Genomic DNA, 15,112 nt, shown 5'->3' on the forward strand with positions numbered 1-15,112 from the left:
AGTTAAACCAAGCGTGTTACTTATTCAAGAGCCCGGCGCCCGGGCAGGAAGAGTGCCGGTACGGCGGCGATCGCGGTGAACCCGATGGCCCACGCGAAGCTGTGCGCGTACGCCGTCGACGCCGAGTGTCCGGTGAGCTGGCTCTGCAGGACCACGGCCAGCGTCGCGGCACCGAACGCACCGCCCAACTGCTGCATGATCCGCGTCGTACTGCTCGCGTGCGGAATCTGCGCCGGCTCGAGATCGCGGAAGGCGCCGACCATCACCGCGAGCATGACCGCGCTCAGGCCGGCGCCGCGGACGACCAGCGCGATCGCCAGCACCCAGTACGCCGTACCGGCGAAGGCGAACGGAATGGTTCCGAGGGTGGTGAGGACGATGCCGACCAGGATGACCGAGCGTGGACCGTAGCGGTCGGTCAGTCCGCCGGCCGTGCGTGCGATCAGGCTGCCGATGCCCTGCGGGACGAGCAACAGCCCGGCGGCCGTGACGGTCTCGCCGCGCGCCTGCTGGTAGAAGAGCGGGAGAAGCAGCATCGCGCCGTACAGCCCGAAGCCGGTGAGGAACAGCAGTGCGGTCGAGGCCGTGAAGGACTTCGTGCGGAATAGCGCAAGATCGATGAGCGGCTCCTTGACCCGCCGGAGGGCGAAGACCGCGAGCAGCACGATCCCCAGAACGAGTGGCACCAGGACGCGGGCGTCGCCGAAGCCGTGATCGCCGACCTGGCTGAGGCCGTAGATGATGCCGGCCAGCGCGGGAGAGATGAGCAGCAGACCCGGTACGTCGAGAGCCGCCGCGGTGGGCTCGGGATCCGGCTTGAGCTCACGTACGGCGAAGAAGATCGCGGCGATGCAGATCGGGACGTTGACGTAGAAGATCCAGCGCCAGTCGAGGTGTCCGACGAGTACGCCGCCGATCACCGGACCGAGGATCGGACCGACCAGCGCGGGGAGCGTGACGACGGCCATCAGGCGGCCGATGCGTTCGCGGCCGGCGGCGCGCAGGAGCAGCGTCTGCAGGATCGGCAGCATCAGTCCGCCGCCGATGCCCTGGATCACGCGGAACACGATCAGCGAGCCGATGTTCCAGGCGGCCCCGCAGAGCATCGATCCGATGAGGAACAGCGCGAGCGCGATGATCCACATGCGTTTGGCGCCGAAGCGGTTCGCCGACCATCCGGTGATCGGGACGGCCATCGCGAGCGCGAGCAGGTACGCCGTACTGACCCATTGGACCGTCGACACCGAGGTGTGCAGCTCGATGCCGAGGGTGTGGATCGCGACGGTGACGATCGTGCTGTCGAGCAGTGGAGCAAGAGCGCCGAGCACCAGCACGGCGGCGAGTTTGAGGACCGCCCGGTCGAGGCGGTCCGTGGTGGGTGTGGTTGTCATCCGAGAGACTCCTTAGAGACGATGCGTCTCTTACGGCTTTTAGAGTAAGCTCGGATCCATAAGAGACGCAATGTCTCTTTTGTTGAGGAGTTGGTGTCATGGAGCGCCGGAGGGGTGCGGAGCTCGAGGCCGTCCTGCTCGATGCTGCCTGGGACGAGCTGATGGAGGCCGGGTACGCCCGGCTGACGATGGAGGCCGTCGCCGCCCGGGCGCACACCGGCAAGCAGGTGCTGTACCGGCGCTGGCGCAACCGGGCCGAGCTGGTGGTCGCGGCGATGCGGCACCGGACCGGCTCGATCGTCGAGAACGTGCCGGACACCGGGAGCCTGCGCGACGACGTGCTCGGCGTACTGCGACTGATGGCCGAGCGATTCGCGACGCTCGGGCCTGACGTGGTCCACGGGTTACTGGCCGAGGCTCCGGATCTGGACCCGGAGATCTACACGCGGATGTCGAGCGTGATGGCGACGATCGTCAAGCGTGCGGCGGAGCGCGGTGAGATCCCGACCGACGACCTGCCCGATCGGGTGCTCACCGCTCCGACCAACCTGCTGCGGCACGAGATGCTGTTCGCCCGCGAGCCGCTGCCGGCGTCCGCGCTCACGTCGCTCGTCGACGACGTCTTCCTGCCGTTGGTCAGCGGAAGGCCTGGACGTTCCGGCTGACCCAGTCGGCGAACGTCGACGCCGGCCGACCGAGCACCTTCGGTACGTCGGGGTTGACCGCCTGCTCGACGGCTGTCGGCGTGCCGAGGACGTCGAGAGTGGCCTCGACCACCGGCTCTGGCATGAAAGTCAGCATCCCCGTCCGCGCCTGGTCCCGGCTCAGTTCGGTGAACTGCACCGGCTCGCCGACGGCCTGAGCAATCACCTCGGCCTGCTGGCGCGGCGAGATCGCAGCCGGTCCGGTCAGCGTGTAGATCGCGCCCGCGTGGCTCGGGTCGCGGAGGGCTGCCGCCGCGACGTCGGCGATGTCGGCCGGGTCGACGGCCGGTAGTGCGACGTCCGCGAACGGCGCGGCCATCGTGCGCTGCGTGCGGATGGAGTCGGCCCACTGGAACGCGTTGCTGTCGAAATTGCCGGGGCGCAGGATCGTCCAGTCGAGACCGGATCCGGTCACCGCGTCCTCGTGGATCGACGGATGACGCTTCGAACCGACTCCCTGGGACGAGAGCAGGACCACGCGCGGGACACCGGCTGCCTTGATCACGTCGACGACGTCGTGGAGGTTGCCGCCGGCAAGGAAGTCGGCAGAGGTGAGGAGGAAAACGGCCTTGGCGCCGTCGAGGGCCGGCTTCAGGGTTTCGGGTTTGGTCAGGTCGACCTGGTGGCCTTCGCCGCGACGCGAGACAGGTACGACATCCTCGCCGGCGGCGATCAGGGACTGGATGAGTGGGCGGCCTACGTTGCCGGTTGCTCCGGTGATCACGATCATGAAGAGGACGCTACTGGTCGTGGGATAGTAGGTACCTAGAGGATAGTATTGGGTTTGTGAGCGAGAACACTGCAGTTGAGTCGGTGCAGGCCTGTCCGATCGCGCCGGTGGTCGACCTGGTCTTCAGCCGCTGGACCACCCCGATCCTGTGGACGCTGAACGAGTACGGTCGTCAGCGGTTCGTCGAGCTCGAACGCCGCATCGGCGTGATCACGCCGAAGGTCCTGACCCAGCGCCTGCGGCAGCTGGAACGCGACGGCCTGGTGACCCGCGAATACCACGCCGAGGTCCCGCCGCGCGTCGAGTACGAGATCAGCCCGCTCGGCCGCAGCCTCGCCCCGCTCTTCCACTCCCTGGCCGAATGGTCCCCCAACCTGGCCGAGGTAGAAGCCGCCCGCCAGCGCTTCGACACCACCGAACCAGCCCACCGCCGCCCCTGACTCTCAGGCGACGCCGATCAGCTCGCGGCTGCGGAGTACGTCGACGAGCGTGAAGAAGTGCGGGAGCGCGTCCGCAAGACGAAGGGCGCCGGCTTCGTGGTGCTGCCAGCCGAACTCGAGCTCACCGTCGATGGCCTGGTCGGACAGCGGTACGGCGTACCGGCTGAGCGTCTCGCGGGCGGGGCCGGTCTGCGGGTGGTGGTCGCCGCAGCCGCACTCCGCGGGGATCATGATCGTGGTCAGCGCGTCGGGGGAGTAGCTGCGCAGGCGGAGCGTCGTACCGCGGGCGGTGAACCTGGCGATCGTTGCGTCAGGCAACTGTACGAGCAGCTCGACCGGTACGGCGTACGAACCGGGAAGGAGCCGGAGACCACGAGACGCGAGCAGGTCGGCGAGAGCCGGGAGATTCATGCGTAGTTCCTGTGAGTGCTGTGTCGGCGGGCGGGCCACGGAAAGGACAGGGCCTCGTGCGCCGGGAGTCGGCGCGCGTCAGCGACAACAGCAACAACACAGCATCTGCATGCGGACGATCATGGCAGGACCGCGGGTCCAGCGGCAAACACCGTCCGCAATCTGGGACGACGGTCCGTGATGTGTCAGTCGGCTTTCTTGCCGAACATGATCTCGTCCCAGCTGGGGACGCTCGCGCGCTTGCCCCGGCGGGCTGCCTTCTTCTTCGGCTCGACCGGAGTCTCTTCCGCGGCGGCAGGCTCGGCGGCCTCGGCTGCGGCAGGCTGCGGAGCCTCGACGACCGGATCGGGCTCGATGTGCGGCGCCGGCTCCGGCTCGCGGGCAGGCTCAGGCCGACGGGCCTCGGCCTGACGAGGCGTCTCAGCAGCTGCCGGTTCGGTACGGCGGGGTTGCGCCGGGGCAGGCTGCTGCGGACGTGGCTGGCGGGCCTCTGCCGGGGGCTCGTCCGGTGCTGCGGGGGAGGCGAAGGCCGGCGGATCAGCCGGGCGCTCGACCGCGCGGACTGCAGGGCGAGGCGCCGGCGGCGGGTCGACCGGCACGTCGATCAGCGTCGGCTCTTCGTCCGGGTTCGGCACCGAGTGCACGCGCCGCGGCCCACGCTCCGGCTCCCGGTTGCTGGGCCCGGTTTCCCGAGGGAAGTCCCGGTGCAGCTCACGCGACTCGCGCACGAAGTCGCGGGTCTCGCGAGCCGGCTCCGCGTTCTCGCGGGAAACCGGGTGGTTTCGGCGGCGCAGGCCGACGGTGTCTTCGAAGCCGGCCTCGTAGCTGTCAGCGCCATGGTCGGGCGCGAGGAGCGGGTCGATGTCCGCGACGGCGGCCAGTCGGCGCTCGCCAGGCTGCGGCTGGACGGGCGTCGGCAGCACCTGCGCCTGCTCGCCGACCAGCCAGCGCGCTTCGTCGTCGTCCGGTACGGCGTACCGCCCGGGGGCGTCGTACGCGAACATGGCGATCTTCTCGACCTTCTGCTCTTCCCCGGAATCGACGCTGTCCTCGGACTCGACGAAGTACGAGACGCGAACGGCCCAGCGACCGTCCTCGCGCCGCCATGCGTCCCACTCGGCCGAGGCCGGGTCGACGTGACGCGTCCGCAGCCGATCGGTCACCCACGCACCGAGATTCCGGGTCGGTGCGTCCCCGCCGCCGCGACGACGCACCGATGCACGCTGCGCGAGGCTGGCGATGTGGTCGCGCTCGGCCAGGACCGGGCCGGCGAACGCCATCACGCGTTCCATCGGCATCTGGGCGATGGCGGCGACCGCCTCGGGACTTTCGCCGGCGCGGATACGAGCCTGGATGTCTCGTGGGCGCAGCGCGCTCTCCATTTGAATCTCCAGCTGGCCGAGTCGGGCACGGTCTCCGCGGAGGGCCGCACGCAACCGGTCGTCGACCGGTACGGCGAACTCCTCACCCGTCTCTGCCATCGCCAGGATGAGCTGTTTCCCATCCTGGCTCAGACCGACGAGCCTCGCCTCGCGCATTGACCTTGTTCTCCTGTGCGGTTCTAGACAGTCTCTCCCGGACGCTGGGCCTGACCAAGACCGGCGCGCCGTGCCGCCCGGTCATTGTGGAGGTTACGTCACGAAATCACATCTTGCCTGGTCACCAGGGTCCTCCTGGTCACACCAGTCACATTAGTCACAACACGGTGTGACAGCTAACTCTTGATCAGTTCCCGAAGGCCGAACGGACCGCAAGCGCACGCTTCAGGTCGTCGGCGAGGTCGCCGACCGACCTGCGGATGCCGGCCGCGACCGCGTCGTCGGCGACCAGGTCGGCGGAACGATCGAGGACACGCTGCTCGACGGTGTAGCGCGGGTACGCGAGTTTGGCCGTGGTCGCGATCACCCAGCCGGAGCGGAGCTTCTCGGTGCCGCCGATCTCGGCGAAGTACCGCTCGACGTACGGCGCCGTGAGCTCGAGCTGCGCCGGGTGCCAGAAGCCCTCGCTGGCGGCGTACAGCTCGTAGTTCGCGATGTCGGCGTGGGTCATGATCCGCGCCCAGGCGCGCTCCTTGGCCTCGGCCGTCGGCAGCGCCGAACGGCAGCGCGCCGCGTGCACGATGCCTTCGGACGACGAGTCCCGCTCGAGCTCGGCGTCGATGTCGGCGTCGCCGATCGCGCCGAGGCGGGCGAGCTGCAGCAGCACGGTCCACCGCAGGTCGGCGTCCATCAGCAGTCCCTCGGGTACGTCGACTCCCGCCAGCCAGCCCTGAAGCCGGTCGGCGTCGTCGCTGTGCCGCACGTACGACCGGCTCGCCGCGAGCTGCAGGCTGCTGCCGGCGGGCGCGGTGCGCAGACGCTCCGCCAGCACGTCGGCCAACCGACCGCGGTACGGCTCGTACGGCAGGCAGACGCCGAGCAGGTTCAATGTCGCCCACGAGGTCATCGAGGACACCGCGATGTCGCTGGTCTCGGTGGGCAGCACCGCGAGCAGCACCTCGAAGGCGAGCTTCGGGTCCAGCTCGACGTCGGCGACCGCGTCCCGGATGCTGTTCAGTACGACGGCGCGCGTCACGCCGCTCTCGATCTTCGGCAGCACCGTCGCGAGGTTGGCCAGGCTGTCGGAGTCGAGCCGGATCTTCGCCCAGCTGTCGTCGCCCGCATCCGGGATGATCACCGCGAACGAGGGGTCGAGGTCGACCTCCACCTCGTCGCCGTCGATCAGTACGTCGACCGTCATGCCGCGGCCGTCCGCGTCGTACCCGCCGACGGTCAGCTTGTGCGGTCGTGAAGCCGGGTAGGCCTCCGGCGCCTTGCGCTGCAGCTTGATGCCGGTCGCGGTCCGCGACGCGGTGATCGTGTCCACACCGGGCGTCCGCAGCCAGGCCTGCGCCCAGTCGTCCAGGCCGACCGCGCCGGCCTCGGTCCACTTCGCGACCAGGTCGGCGAAGGTGGCGTTGCCGAACGCGTTCGCCGCGATGTGCGCGTTCACGCCGGCCAGGAAGACATCGTCACCGAGGTACGCCGCCAGCTGCTTCAGTACCGCAGCGCCCTTCGCGTAGGAGATGCCGTCGAAGTCGTCGAGCGAGGCGAGCGCGTCCTTGACCGCGTCGGCGGCGACCGGGTGCGTCGAGGACCGCTGGTCGGCCTGCAGGCCCCACCACTTGCGGATGTAGGCGAAGTCGATCCAGTTGTCGGTGTACCGGGTCGCCTCGGTCGACACCCGGTGCGCCATGTACTCGGCGAACGACTCGTTCAGCCAGAGGTCGTTCCACCACTTCATGGTCACCGTGTCGCCGAACCACTGGTGCGCCATCTCGTGCACGATCGTCCGTGCTCGCTGGCTGCGCTCGCCGTCGGTCACCGCCGAGCGGAACACCATCGAGTCGCGGAACGTCACGCAGCCCGGGTTCTCCATCGCGCCGGCGTTGAACTCCGGCACGAACGCCTGGTGGTACTCGCCGAACGGGTACCGGTACCCGAACATCTGGTGGTACGCGTCGAAGGACTGCTTGCTGACCTCGAAGATGTCCGCGGCCTCGCGGTCGAGCGCCTCCTTCAGCGACTGCCGCGAGACCACGCTGAGCGCGATGCCGTCGTGGGAGTCGGTGAGCTGGTGGTACGGCCCGGCGACCACGGTGACGAAGTACGTCGAGAGCGGCTTGGTCTCGGCGAGCTCCCAGCGACCGGGGGAGACCTGCGTCGCGGCGCCGTTGCCAAGGACCAGCCACTCCTCCGGCGCGGTCACCGTCATCCGGTACGGCGCCTTGAGGTCGGGCTGGTCGAAGCACGCGAAGATCCGCGGGGCCGCGTCGAGGAACGACATCGCGTACGTGTAGGCGAGACCGTCGGCGGCGTCGACCGCACGGTGCAGGCCCTCACCGTCGTGCGAGTACAGCATCGAGGCGACGACGACGAGTTCGTTCTCCGGCTGCAGGTCGGTCAGCTCGAGCCGTCCGTCGTTCAGGCCGGCCACGTCGACGGCCGTGCCGTTGAGCGTGACCGAGGTCAGCTCGTCCGGTTTCACGTCCAGCCAGGTCGACGGACTCGTCGCCCGGAACCTGATCGTGGTGGTGGATCCGAACGTCTTCTCGCCTTGGGTGAGGTCGAGATCGACGTCGTACGACTGGACGGAAAGGGCGGCGGCCCGAGTGCGGGCGCCGTCGACGGTGAGACTCGGCATGAGGGCCACTGTATGCCGAGATTAGGCTGAGCACATGGGTGATATGGAGTACCGGCAGCTGGGCGACTCGGGCCTGACCGTAAGTGTGGTCGGGCTCGGCTGTAACAACTTCGGCAGGCGGCTCGATGCGGGCCGGACGGACGCCGTTGTGAACGCCGCGGTCGACGCGGGAATCACGTTGTTCGACACCGCGGACATCTACCGTGGCGAGCACGGATTCAGCGAGGAGCTGCTCGGGAAGGCGCTCGGTTCGCGCCGCGACGAGGTCGTGATCGCGACCAAGTTCGGCGGTGACCTGGGCGGCGTGAACGGTCCGGACTGGGGTGTCCGCGGCTCCCGGCGGTACATCCGCAAGGCGGTCGAGTCGAGCCTGCAGCGCCTCGGCACCGACTGGATCGATCTCTACCAGCTGCACTTCCCGGACCCGGTGACGCCGATCGAGGAGACCCTGGCGGCCCTGTCCGAGCTAGTTGCTGAGGGCAAGGTCCGGTACATCGGCAGCTCGCAGTTCGCCGGCTGGCAGGTCGTCGACGCGGACTGGACCGCCCGGTCGAACGGCCTCGAGCACTTCATCAGCGCCCAGAACCAGTACTCGCTGCTCGACCGCGACGTCGAGGACGAGCTGGTGCCGGCCTGCGAGCACGTCGGCGTCGGCATCCTGCCGTTCTTCCCGCTTGCTTCCGGTCTGCTCACCGGCAAGTACAAGCGCGGTACGACGGCACCAGACGGGTCCCGCCTCGCGACCCAGCCCGAGCGGTTGGCGCGGGCGGACTTCGACAAGCTCGAGGCGCTCGAGACGTTCGCGGCCGAGCGCGACCTGACGATGATCGACGTCGCCATCGGCGGCCTGGCCGCGCAGCCTGCGGTCGCGTCGGTGATCGCGGGCGCCACCAAGCCCGAGCAGATCGCGCAGAACGTCGCGGCCGGCAGCTGGGACCCGACCGCCGCCGACCTCGCCGCCCTGGACGAGCTCACGTGACCCTGATTCTCCTGCCGCCGTCCGAAGGCAAGACCGGACGGTCGCGCGGTCGTGCCGTCGCATTCGACACCCTGTCCTTCCCGGAGCTGAACCCGGTCCGCGAGCAGGTGCTCGAGACGCTGGCGAAGGTCTCCGCCTCCGCCGACGCTTTCGACGTACTGGACGTCGGTGCCTCGCTGCAGCACGAGGTCGACCGCAACACCCGCTGGCGCACGGAGCCGTCCGTACCGGTCTCCGAGCTGTACTCCGGTGTCCTGTACGACGCCCTCGGCTACTCGACCCTGTCCTCGGGTACCAAGCGCCGCGCGGCCAATCGGCTGCTCGTCATCTCAGCCGCGTGGGGCGCACTACGACCGGCCGACCGCGTCCCGCCGTACCGGCTCTCAATGGGTACGACGCTGCCGGGTCACGGGCCGCTCGCATCCGTATGGCGTGACCCGTTGAGTGCTGCCCTCAAGGACGTCGACGGCGTTATCGTGGATTGCCGCTCGTCGACGTACGTCGCGGCGTGGCGCCCGACCGGCGACCAGGCGGACAAATGGGTGTCGGTGAACGTCGTCCGCGAACGCGACGGCGTACGCACGGTCGTCTCCCACATGGCCAAACACACCCGCGGCCTGGTCGCGCGGCACCTGCTCGAATCCGGCAAGGACCCGGGTACGCCGAAGTCGCTGCACAAGCTGATCGGCGAACGCTGGAACGCCGAGCTGGACCGCGCATCGTCGGGCTGGACGCTGACCGTCGTCGAACACGACTGACGTTCACTGGACTGTAACTGGTGAGTGGTTTCCTACAGCGCGTGATCGGGGAAGGCTGAAGGGCAGCAACGTCAGGGGGGACCCGCCCTAACCCTCGGAGGCCTGACCGATGCGACGCTCCATCACCGCTGCTCTCACAGCACTAGCTGCGACAGCGGCCTTTACCCTCAGCGCCGGACCGGCGCTGGCGTCCCCGCCGACCCCGCCGTCGGCGAGCACCGCGGCCACTGAGCTGGCCAGCCTGACCGTGAAGACGGAGGGTTCGACGACCGGCTACAGCCGCGACAAGTTCCCGCACTGGATCACGCAGTCGGGCAGCTGTGACACCCGCGAAGAGGTTCTGAAGCGCGACGGAACCGGTGTGAAGGTCGACAGCAGCTGCCAGCCGACCGCCGGCAGCTGGTACAGCGTGTACGACAAGACGACCTTCACCGACTCGTCGGACGTCGACATCGACCACATCGTGCCGCTGGCCGAGGCATGGAAGTCAGGGGCCAGCGGCTGGACGCAGGCCAAGCGTCAGGAGTTCGCGAACAACCTGACGATCTCCCAGCTGATCGCGGTGTCAGCGTCGAGCAACCGCTCGAAGGGCGACCGGGATCCGTCCGAGTGGCAACCGACGAACACCGCGGTGCACTGCATCTACGCGCGGTACTGGATCTGGGTGAAGTACACCTACAAGCTGTCGCTGCAGTCGGCCGAGAAGACCGCTCTCCAGCAGATGCTCGGTACTTGCTAGTCCTCCAGTAGATGACGGCGCTGGGCGTGAATGCCGGCCTGGAACCGGGTCCGCGCGCCCAGCGTCTCCATCAGCTCCGCCACGCGCCGTCCGACGGTCCGGCTGCTCAGCGCGAGCTGCCGGGCGATCGCGTCGTCCTTGAACCCGGCGGCCAGCAACGTCATCAGCCGCGCGTCCGTGGGGTCGGCCTTCGCTGACGGGACAACCGGCACAGCCTGGTCCCACAGCAGCCAGAACATCTCGAGCAACGCATCGAGCAGCGCACACGGATGTACGACGAGCGCGCTGTCGACCAACTGATCCACGGCCAGCGGCAGCAGCGCGATCTTCCCGTCGAACACGGCCAGCTTCATCGGCACCTGCGGATGCACCCGGGACGTCTCGCCGGCATCGGCCGCGCTGAACGCCTCGTCGACGCCGCCCGGGATGTCGAGCGAGTCGGGAGAGTAGATGCCGTGCACGACCACCCCGTCGCCGAGCAGTCCCCGCACCTTGGGATCGGAGTCGCCGGGCTGCGACGCGTACGGCGGCCTGTCGAGGACCAGGAGCTGCTGACCTGTCCCGTTGAGCAGCTGTGCGAACCGAGCCGCGATCGCTTCCTGACCGACGATCACCTCGACCAGGTTCTCCGGACGGTGCTGCTCCTGCGCACGGAGCTCGGTCAGCATGACGCGCGCCTCGGCACGGACCCGGTCGAGCTCAGCCCGGCGTACGGCGACCAGCGCGTCGACCGCGACGTCGGGACGGGTCGGGAGCAGGCGGACCGGGTCGTCGGAGGTGGTGGTCAGCAGGCCGAGCTTCTCGAGCCGGCCAACCGTCTCGGTGAGGTCCTGCTCGTCGCGGCCGAGTTGCTCGGCGAGCTCGCGGACATCGCAACCCGGCGCCGACAGCAGCGCCCGATAGGCCTCCTCATCAGGCGGCTCGACCCCAACCGTCTCCAGCATCCGATCAGGCTATCTCGTCCACTGGACCGTCTCGACCGGTTTGGCGACTTCGCGACATGTCCGGGATACGTCAGGCCCCGGCGAGGTGCGGATACCCCCGCGGTGGGGTATGTCTGACGTGCTGGGCGCGCGCGGATCGGACAGGGGACGTCTGGTCAAGCCTCAACGCGCGCGCCCGCCCTTCTCTTCAGGCGCAGATAACTGCGCCAGATCGTCCGCTGCAACTGCAGCGTCACGACGCCGGCGACGGTCATCCCGGCCAGGTTGATGCCCAACTGGGCAGCCGAACCACCGATCTGGTGCGGTGCCCACAGCGCGATCGACAAGGCGAGGTCACCGGCGGCGGGGACTGTCGTCACCGAGATGAAGACGCCGACCAAAGCGTTCCCACGACCGGCGGTCTGCGACAACACGCCGGCGCATCCGGCCAGGACGGCGACGACTGCCGACCACTTGTCCGGCCGCCAGATGAATCCGGTCAGCGGCCGGGCTGCCGTCACGTTGCTGACGTCTACCCAGCCGACGGCCCGTGCCAGCAGCACCGCCACGACGGTCAAGGCGATCGCGAGCGCGAAACCCTTGACCAGCAGGGACGCCGAACTCACGATCAGCCCGCGCTTGCGAAGGAACAGGCCGACCGCGAGTGCGGCCACCACGCCGAACTCCGGGCCGACGACCATGGCGCCCACCACCAGGATCGCCGAGTCGGTGATCACCGCGATCGAGGCGATCATCGTCGCCAGCGTCAGGAACGCGTAGTACACCCACGAGCCGCCGGCTTCGTTGTAGGCCTGGTCGAGCACCGCATCCCAGATCACCGCGTCGTCCGGCGCGCCGGGCGCTGCCTTCTCCGCCGCGCGGGCGTTGCGTGACGGCGCCGACTCGACCGACGTCAGCGCGACCGCGCCGTCGTCATACAGGCCCTCGGTCTTGAGGAAGGCGAGGATGTCGGAGGTGGCCTCGCGGGTCACGTCGCACTCGATCACGTCGCCCTGGGGCCGCTGGGCGGCCCCGGGCAGCCGGACGATGCTCGTCACCCGCGGATCGGCGAGGACGGTGTCGAGGATCCGCTCGGTGCGGCCCGGCGGGACGATCAGACGGAGGTGCATCACGGCCAACATGCTCTCAGGCCACCGGGCGATTGTTGCCCCAGGCGCGCGCCAGCCCTTCTCAGCCGGCTCTCAGATGCGACCATGGAACCTCGTGACGCACTGATGTGAGGGAGCCACGATGAGTGATACAGCCGTACCGCAGACTGGTGAGCGCCCGGAACTGAAGCGGGTGATGGGCCCGGGACTCCTGCTCCTCTTCGTCGTCGGAGACATCCTCGGCACCGGCGTGTACGCGCTGACCGGCAAGGTGGCCGGAGAGGTCGGCGGGGCGGTCTGGCTGCCGTTCCTGTGCGCGTTCATCGTCGCGATGCTGACCGCGACCAGTTACCTCGAGCTCGTCACGAAGTACCCGAAGGCCGGTGGCGCGGCGGTCTATACGCACAAGGCGTTCGGGATCCACTTCCTCACGTTCCTGCTGACCTTCGCGGTGATGTGCTCGGGTCTGACCTCGGCGTCGAGCGCGTCGAAGGCGTTCGCGGCGAACTTCTTCTCCGCCGCGCATATCGACCCCGACCGCGGGGCGGTGCTGATGATCACCGCGCTCGCGTTCATGACGCTGATCGCGCTCGTGAACCTCCGCGGCGTCGGCGAGAGCGTGAAGGCGAACGTCGTACTCACCTGCGTCGAGCTGAGCGGTCTGCTGATCGTGATCGGGATCGGCGCCTGGGCGCTGATCGGCGGCGACGGCGACACGTCGCGGCTGACCGACTTCAAGGTGCCGGACGGCGAGTCGCCGTTCAGTGCCGTGACGGCGGCGACCGCGCTGGCGTTCTTCGCGATGGTCGGCTTCGAGGACTCGGTGAACATGGCCGAGGAGACCAAGGACCCGATCAAGATCTTCCCGAAGATCATGCTGATCGGCCTGAGCATCACCGGCGTCATCTACGTGCTCGTCGCGATCTCGGCTGTCACGCTGGTCTCCCCGGACGACCTGAACAAGGGCGCGACCCCACTGCTGAAGGTCGTCCAGGCCGGTGCGCCCGGGTTCCCGCTCGAGGTGTTCGCCTGGATCACGATGTTCGCGGTCGCCAACTCCGCACTGATCAACATGCTGATGGCGAGCCGCCTGCTGTACGGGATGTCGCACGAGCAGGTGCTGCCCGGTCCGCTCGGTCGAGTCCTCCGCAAGCGGCGTACGCCGTACATCGCGATCCTGTTCACCACGCTGCTCGCGTTCGTCCTGATCGGGTACGCCGACCTCGCGGCGCTCGGCGGTACGACGGCGTTCCTGCTGCTGTGCGTGTTCGCGATCGTGAACGTCGCCGTGCTGGTGCTGCGGCGGGACAAGGTCGAGCACAAGCACTTCAACGCACCCACCGCGTTGCCGGTGCTCGGGGTCGTGCTGTGCGTGTACCTGGCCAGCCCGTTGTCCGGGCGGGCGTCGGCCGACTACAAGATCGCCGGCTGGCTGATGCTCGTCGGAGTCGCGCTGTGGGCGCTCACGTGGCTGCTGAACAAGTACGTGTTCAAGCGGCACGCCGATTTCGATCCGTCGCATCTTGACCCGCAAGGCCCGGTGAACTGACCGGCAGGAACGCCGCGAGCAGGACCGTCGCGAGGGCCGCGAGCCCGGTGGCGACGGCGATCCAGCCGAGTGCGGGGTAGCCCGCTCCGGCGTCGATCGCCAAGCCGCCGAGCCACGGCCCGATGGTGATGCCGACGTTGAACGCGGAGAAGTTGGTCGCGGTGGCCAGCGTCGGCGCGTCACCGGCGAGGCTGAAGACGCGGGCGTTCAGGGCCGGGTTGGCGGCGAAGCCGAAGCCGCCCAGCAGGGCGATCACCGCGATCGCCAGGGCCGGATTGGACGCTGTGATCGCGAGCAGCGCCGACAGGCCGATGAGCCCGGTGATGCTGATGAACAAGGTGTGAAACGGCAGTGCGTCGGCGAACCGTCCACCCAGGTTGATGCCGATGAACGACCCGAGACCGTAGAGGGCGAGGACTCCAGGAACCGCGCCCGGCGTCAGCCCGGTGGTCTGGGTCAGCAGCGGGGCGAGGTAGCTGAAGACGACGAGGATCGTGGCGGTGACGAGCGCTGTGGTGGCGAAGGCCAGCCAGAGGCGGGCGTTGACGAGGACGCGGAGTTCATCGCCGAGTCGGGGCGCGGTCGCCGGATCGGGGCGGTCACCGGGGACAGTGGCCAGGACGCCCGACATGGCCAAGGTGCAGAGGATGGCGACGGTCCAGAACGCGGAGCGCCAGCCGAGGTGCTGGCCGAGCACGGTGCCGAGCGGGAGGCCGACGATCGTGGCGACGGTGAGGCCGCCGGTGACGATGCTCATCGCGCGGGCGCGGCGATCGGTGTCGACCAGCGCCATCACGGTGACAGCCGCAACCGACCAGAATCCGGCGTACACGAAAGCGCCGACGATGCGGGTGATGAGCAGGACGGTGTAGCTCGGCGTCAGGGCGCCGGCTAGGTGAGTCAGCACGAACACGGCCAGGAACGCGAGCAACGCCGTACGGCGGGACCAGGTGAGCGTGACGACGGCGAGAACCGGCGCGCCGACCAGCATGCCGAGCGCGAACGCGGAGATCAGCAGGCCGGCTTGGGGGATCGAGACCTGTAGATCTGTGGCGAGCTCAGGGAGCAGGCCGGCGAGCATCAGCTCGGACGTCCCCTGCGCGAAAATGCTCAGGCCAAGGACATAGACAGCAATTGGCATCGGTTCCCCTCACTCGGCCCCCTCACCCAAGGCCACTCGGAGTATCTCAGAGATCA

At 68.7% G+C, this 15,112-nt stretch carries 14 protein-coding genes; 6 read left to right on the top strand and 8 right to left on the bottom strand.

Annotation, left to right across the window (positions count from 1 at the left end; all coding sequences use genetic code 11):
* Positions 1 to 20 precede the first annotated feature (20 nt).
* Positions 21 to 1,391 (bottom strand): MDR family MFS transporter, encoded by a 1,371-nt coding sequence (locus ACQPYH_RS21220; RefSeq protein ID WP_432893918.1) that lies wholly within the window; start codon positions 1,389 to 1,391, stop codon positions 21 to 23.
* A 98-nt stretch (positions 1,392 to 1,489) separates the two neighbouring features.
* Between ACQPYH_RS21220 and ACQPYH_RS21225 the strand changes: the two genes are divergently transcribed.
* Positions 1,490 to 2,056 (top strand): TetR/AcrR family transcriptional regulator, encoded by a 567-nt coding sequence (locus ACQPYH_RS21225; protein ID WP_432893920.1) that lies wholly within the window; start codon positions 1,490 to 1,492, stop codon positions 2,054 to 2,056.
* Here the strand turns inward: ACQPYH_RS21225 and ACQPYH_RS21230 are convergent.
* Positions 2,028 to 2,825 (bottom strand): NAD(P)H-binding protein, encoded by a 798-nt coding sequence (locus ACQPYH_RS21230; RefSeq protein WP_432893922.1) that lies wholly within the window; start codon positions 2,823 to 2,825, stop codon positions 2,028 to 2,030. The genes ACQPYH_RS21225 and ACQPYH_RS21230 overlap by 29 nt on opposite strands.
* Before the next feature lie 56 nt (positions 2,826 to 2,881).
* Between ACQPYH_RS21230 and ACQPYH_RS21235 the strand changes: the two genes are divergently transcribed.
* Positions 2,882 to 3,265: a winged helix-turn-helix transcriptional regulator gene (locus ACQPYH_RS21235; RefSeq protein WP_432893924.1), complete on the top strand. Its 384-nt coding sequence runs from the start codon at positions 2,882 to 2,884 to the stop codon at positions 3,263 to 3,265.
* A 3-nt stretch (positions 3,266 to 3,268) separates the two neighbouring features.
* Here ACQPYH_RS21235 and ACQPYH_RS21240 read toward each other — a convergent pair whose 3' ends face one another.
* The 3 genes from ACQPYH_RS21240 to pepN form a co-directional block, all read right to left on the bottom strand.
* Positions 3,269 to 3,676, bottom strand: a complete 408-nt coding sequence (locus ACQPYH_RS21240; protein ID WP_432893926.1) for a hypothetical protein — start codon at positions 3,674 to 3,676, stop codon at positions 3,269 to 3,271.
* 185 nt (positions 3,677 to 3,861) lie between these two features.
* On the bottom strand, positions 3,862 to 5,214 hold the full coding sequence (gene sepH, locus ACQPYH_RS21245) for a septation protein SepH (RefSeq protein ID WP_432893928.1): 1,353 nt from the start codon (positions 5,212 to 5,214) through the stop codon (positions 3,862 to 3,864).
* Between the two features lie 187 nt (positions 5,215 to 5,401).
* A complete protein-coding gene (gene pepN / locus ACQPYH_RS21250) occupies positions 5,402 to 7,858 on the bottom strand; it encodes an aminopeptidase N (RefSeq protein WP_432893930.1) in 2,457 nt (818 codons plus the stop codon).
* A 34-nt stretch (positions 7,859 to 7,892) separates the two neighbouring features.
* Here pepN and ACQPYH_RS21255 point away from each other — a divergent pair, with 34 nt between their 5' ends.
* The 3 genes from ACQPYH_RS21255 to ACQPYH_RS21265 all read left to right on the top strand — a co-directional run bounded on the left by ACQPYH_RS21255 (position 7,893) and on the right by ACQPYH_RS21265 (position 10,334).
* Positions 7,893 to 8,837, top strand: a complete 945-nt coding sequence (locus ACQPYH_RS21255; protein WP_432893932.1) for an aldo/keto reductase — start codon at positions 7,893 to 7,895, stop codon at positions 8,835 to 8,837.
* A complete protein-coding gene (locus tag ACQPYH_RS21260) occupies positions 8,834 to 9,595 on the top strand; it encodes a YaaA family protein (RefSeq protein WP_432893934.1) in 762 nt (253 codons plus the stop codon). Before ACQPYH_RS21255 ends, ACQPYH_RS21260 begins: the two co-directional genes overlap by 4 nt.
* A gap of 109 nt (positions 9,596 to 9,704) precedes the next feature.
* On the top strand, positions 9,705 to 10,334 hold the full coding sequence (locus ACQPYH_RS21265) for an HNH endonuclease family protein (RefSeq protein ID WP_432893936.1): 630 nt from the start codon (positions 9,705 to 9,707) through the stop codon (positions 10,332 to 10,334).
* On the opposite strand, the gene ACQPYH_RS21270 is transcribed toward ACQPYH_RS21265, so the two are convergent.
* Both ACQPYH_RS21270 and ACQPYH_RS21275 read right to left on the bottom strand, forming a co-directional pair.
* A complete protein-coding gene (locus ACQPYH_RS21270; RefSeq protein ID WP_432893937.1) occupies positions 10,331 to 11,278 on the bottom strand; it encodes a transcriptional regulator TrmB in 948 nt (315 codons plus the stop codon). The genes ACQPYH_RS21265 and ACQPYH_RS21270 overlap by 4 nt on opposite strands.
* A 155-nt stretch (positions 11,279 to 11,433) precedes the next feature.
* Positions 11,434 to 12,387: a DUF389 domain-containing protein gene (locus ACQPYH_RS21275; protein ID WP_432894449.1), complete on the bottom strand. Its 954-nt coding sequence runs from the start codon at positions 12,385 to 12,387 to the stop codon at positions 11,434 to 11,436.
* Between the two features lie 121 nt (positions 12,388 to 12,508).
* On the opposite strand from ACQPYH_RS21275, the gene ACQPYH_RS21280 reads away from it, so the two are divergent.
* A complete protein-coding gene (locus ACQPYH_RS21280) occupies positions 12,509 to 13,915 on the top strand; it encodes an APC family permease (RefSeq protein ID WP_432893939.1) in 1,407 nt (468 codons plus the stop codon).
* On the opposite strand, the gene ACQPYH_RS21285 is transcribed toward ACQPYH_RS21280, so the two are convergent.
* On the bottom strand, positions 13,857 to 15,056 hold the full coding sequence (locus tag ACQPYH_RS21285) for a Cmx/CmrA family chloramphenicol efflux MFS transporter (protein ID WP_432893941.1): 1,200 nt from the start codon (positions 15,054 to 15,056) through the stop codon (positions 13,857 to 13,859). The genes ACQPYH_RS21280 and ACQPYH_RS21285 overlap by 59 nt on opposite strands.
* Positions 15,057 to 15,112: the final 56 nt, after the last annotated feature.

This window comes from Kribbella sp. CA-245084, from assembly GCF_050942355.1.
Classification (GTDB): domain Bacteria; phylum Actinomycetota; class Actinomycetes; order Propionibacteriales; family Kribbellaceae; genus Kribbella.

What these genes read in the sequence shown, in the direction of transcription:
- ACQPYH_RS21220 (WP_432893918.1), bottom strand. Translation starts at nt 1,391, where the DNA reads ATGACAACCACACCCACCACGGACCGCCTCGACCGGGCGGTCCTCAAA.
- ACQPYH_RS21225 (WP_432893920.1), top strand. Translation starts at nt 1,490, where the DNA reads ATGGAGCGCCGGAGGGGTGCGGAGCTCGAGGCCGTCCTGCTCGATGCT.
- ACQPYH_RS21230 (WP_432893922.1), bottom strand. Translation starts at nt 2,825, where the DNA reads ATGATCGTGATCACCGGAGCAACCGGCAACGTAGGCCGCCCACTCATC.
- ACQPYH_RS21240 (WP_432893926.1), bottom strand. Translation starts at nt 3,676, where the DNA reads ATGAATCTCCCGGCTCTCGCCGACCTGCTCGCGTCTCGTGGTCTCCGG.
- sepH (WP_432893928.1), bottom strand. Translation starts at nt 5,214, where the DNA reads ATGCGCGAGGCGAGGCTCGTCGGTCTGAGCCAGGATGGGAAACAGCTC.
- pepN (WP_432893930.1), bottom strand. Translation starts at nt 7,858, where the DNA reads ATGCCGAGTCTCACCGTCGACGGCGCCCGCACTCGGGCCGCCGCCCTT.
- ACQPYH_RS21255 (WP_432893932.1), top strand. Translation starts at nt 7,893, where the DNA reads ATGGGTGATATGGAGTACCGGCAGCTGGGCGACTCGGGCCTGACCGTA.
- ACQPYH_RS21265 (WP_432893936.1), top strand. Translation starts at nt 9,705, where the DNA reads ATGCGACGCTCCATCACCGCTGCTCTCACAGCACTAGCTGCGACAGCG.
- ACQPYH_RS21270 (WP_432893937.1), bottom strand. Translation starts at nt 11,278, where the DNA reads ATGCTGGAGACGGTTGGGGTCGAGCCGCCTGATGAGGAGGCCTATCGG.
- ACQPYH_RS21275 (WP_432894449.1), bottom strand. Translation starts at nt 12,387, where the DNA reads ATGCACCTCCGTCTGATCGTCCCGCCGGGCCGCACCGAGCGGATCCTC.
- ACQPYH_RS21280 (WP_432893939.1), top strand. Translation starts at nt 12,509, where the DNA reads ATGAGTGATACAGCCGTACCGCAGACTGGTGAGCGCCCGGAACTGAAG.
- ACQPYH_RS21285 (WP_432893941.1), bottom strand. Translation starts at nt 15,056, where the DNA reads ATGCCAATTGCTGTCTATGTCCTTGGCCTGAGCATTTTCGCGCAGGGG.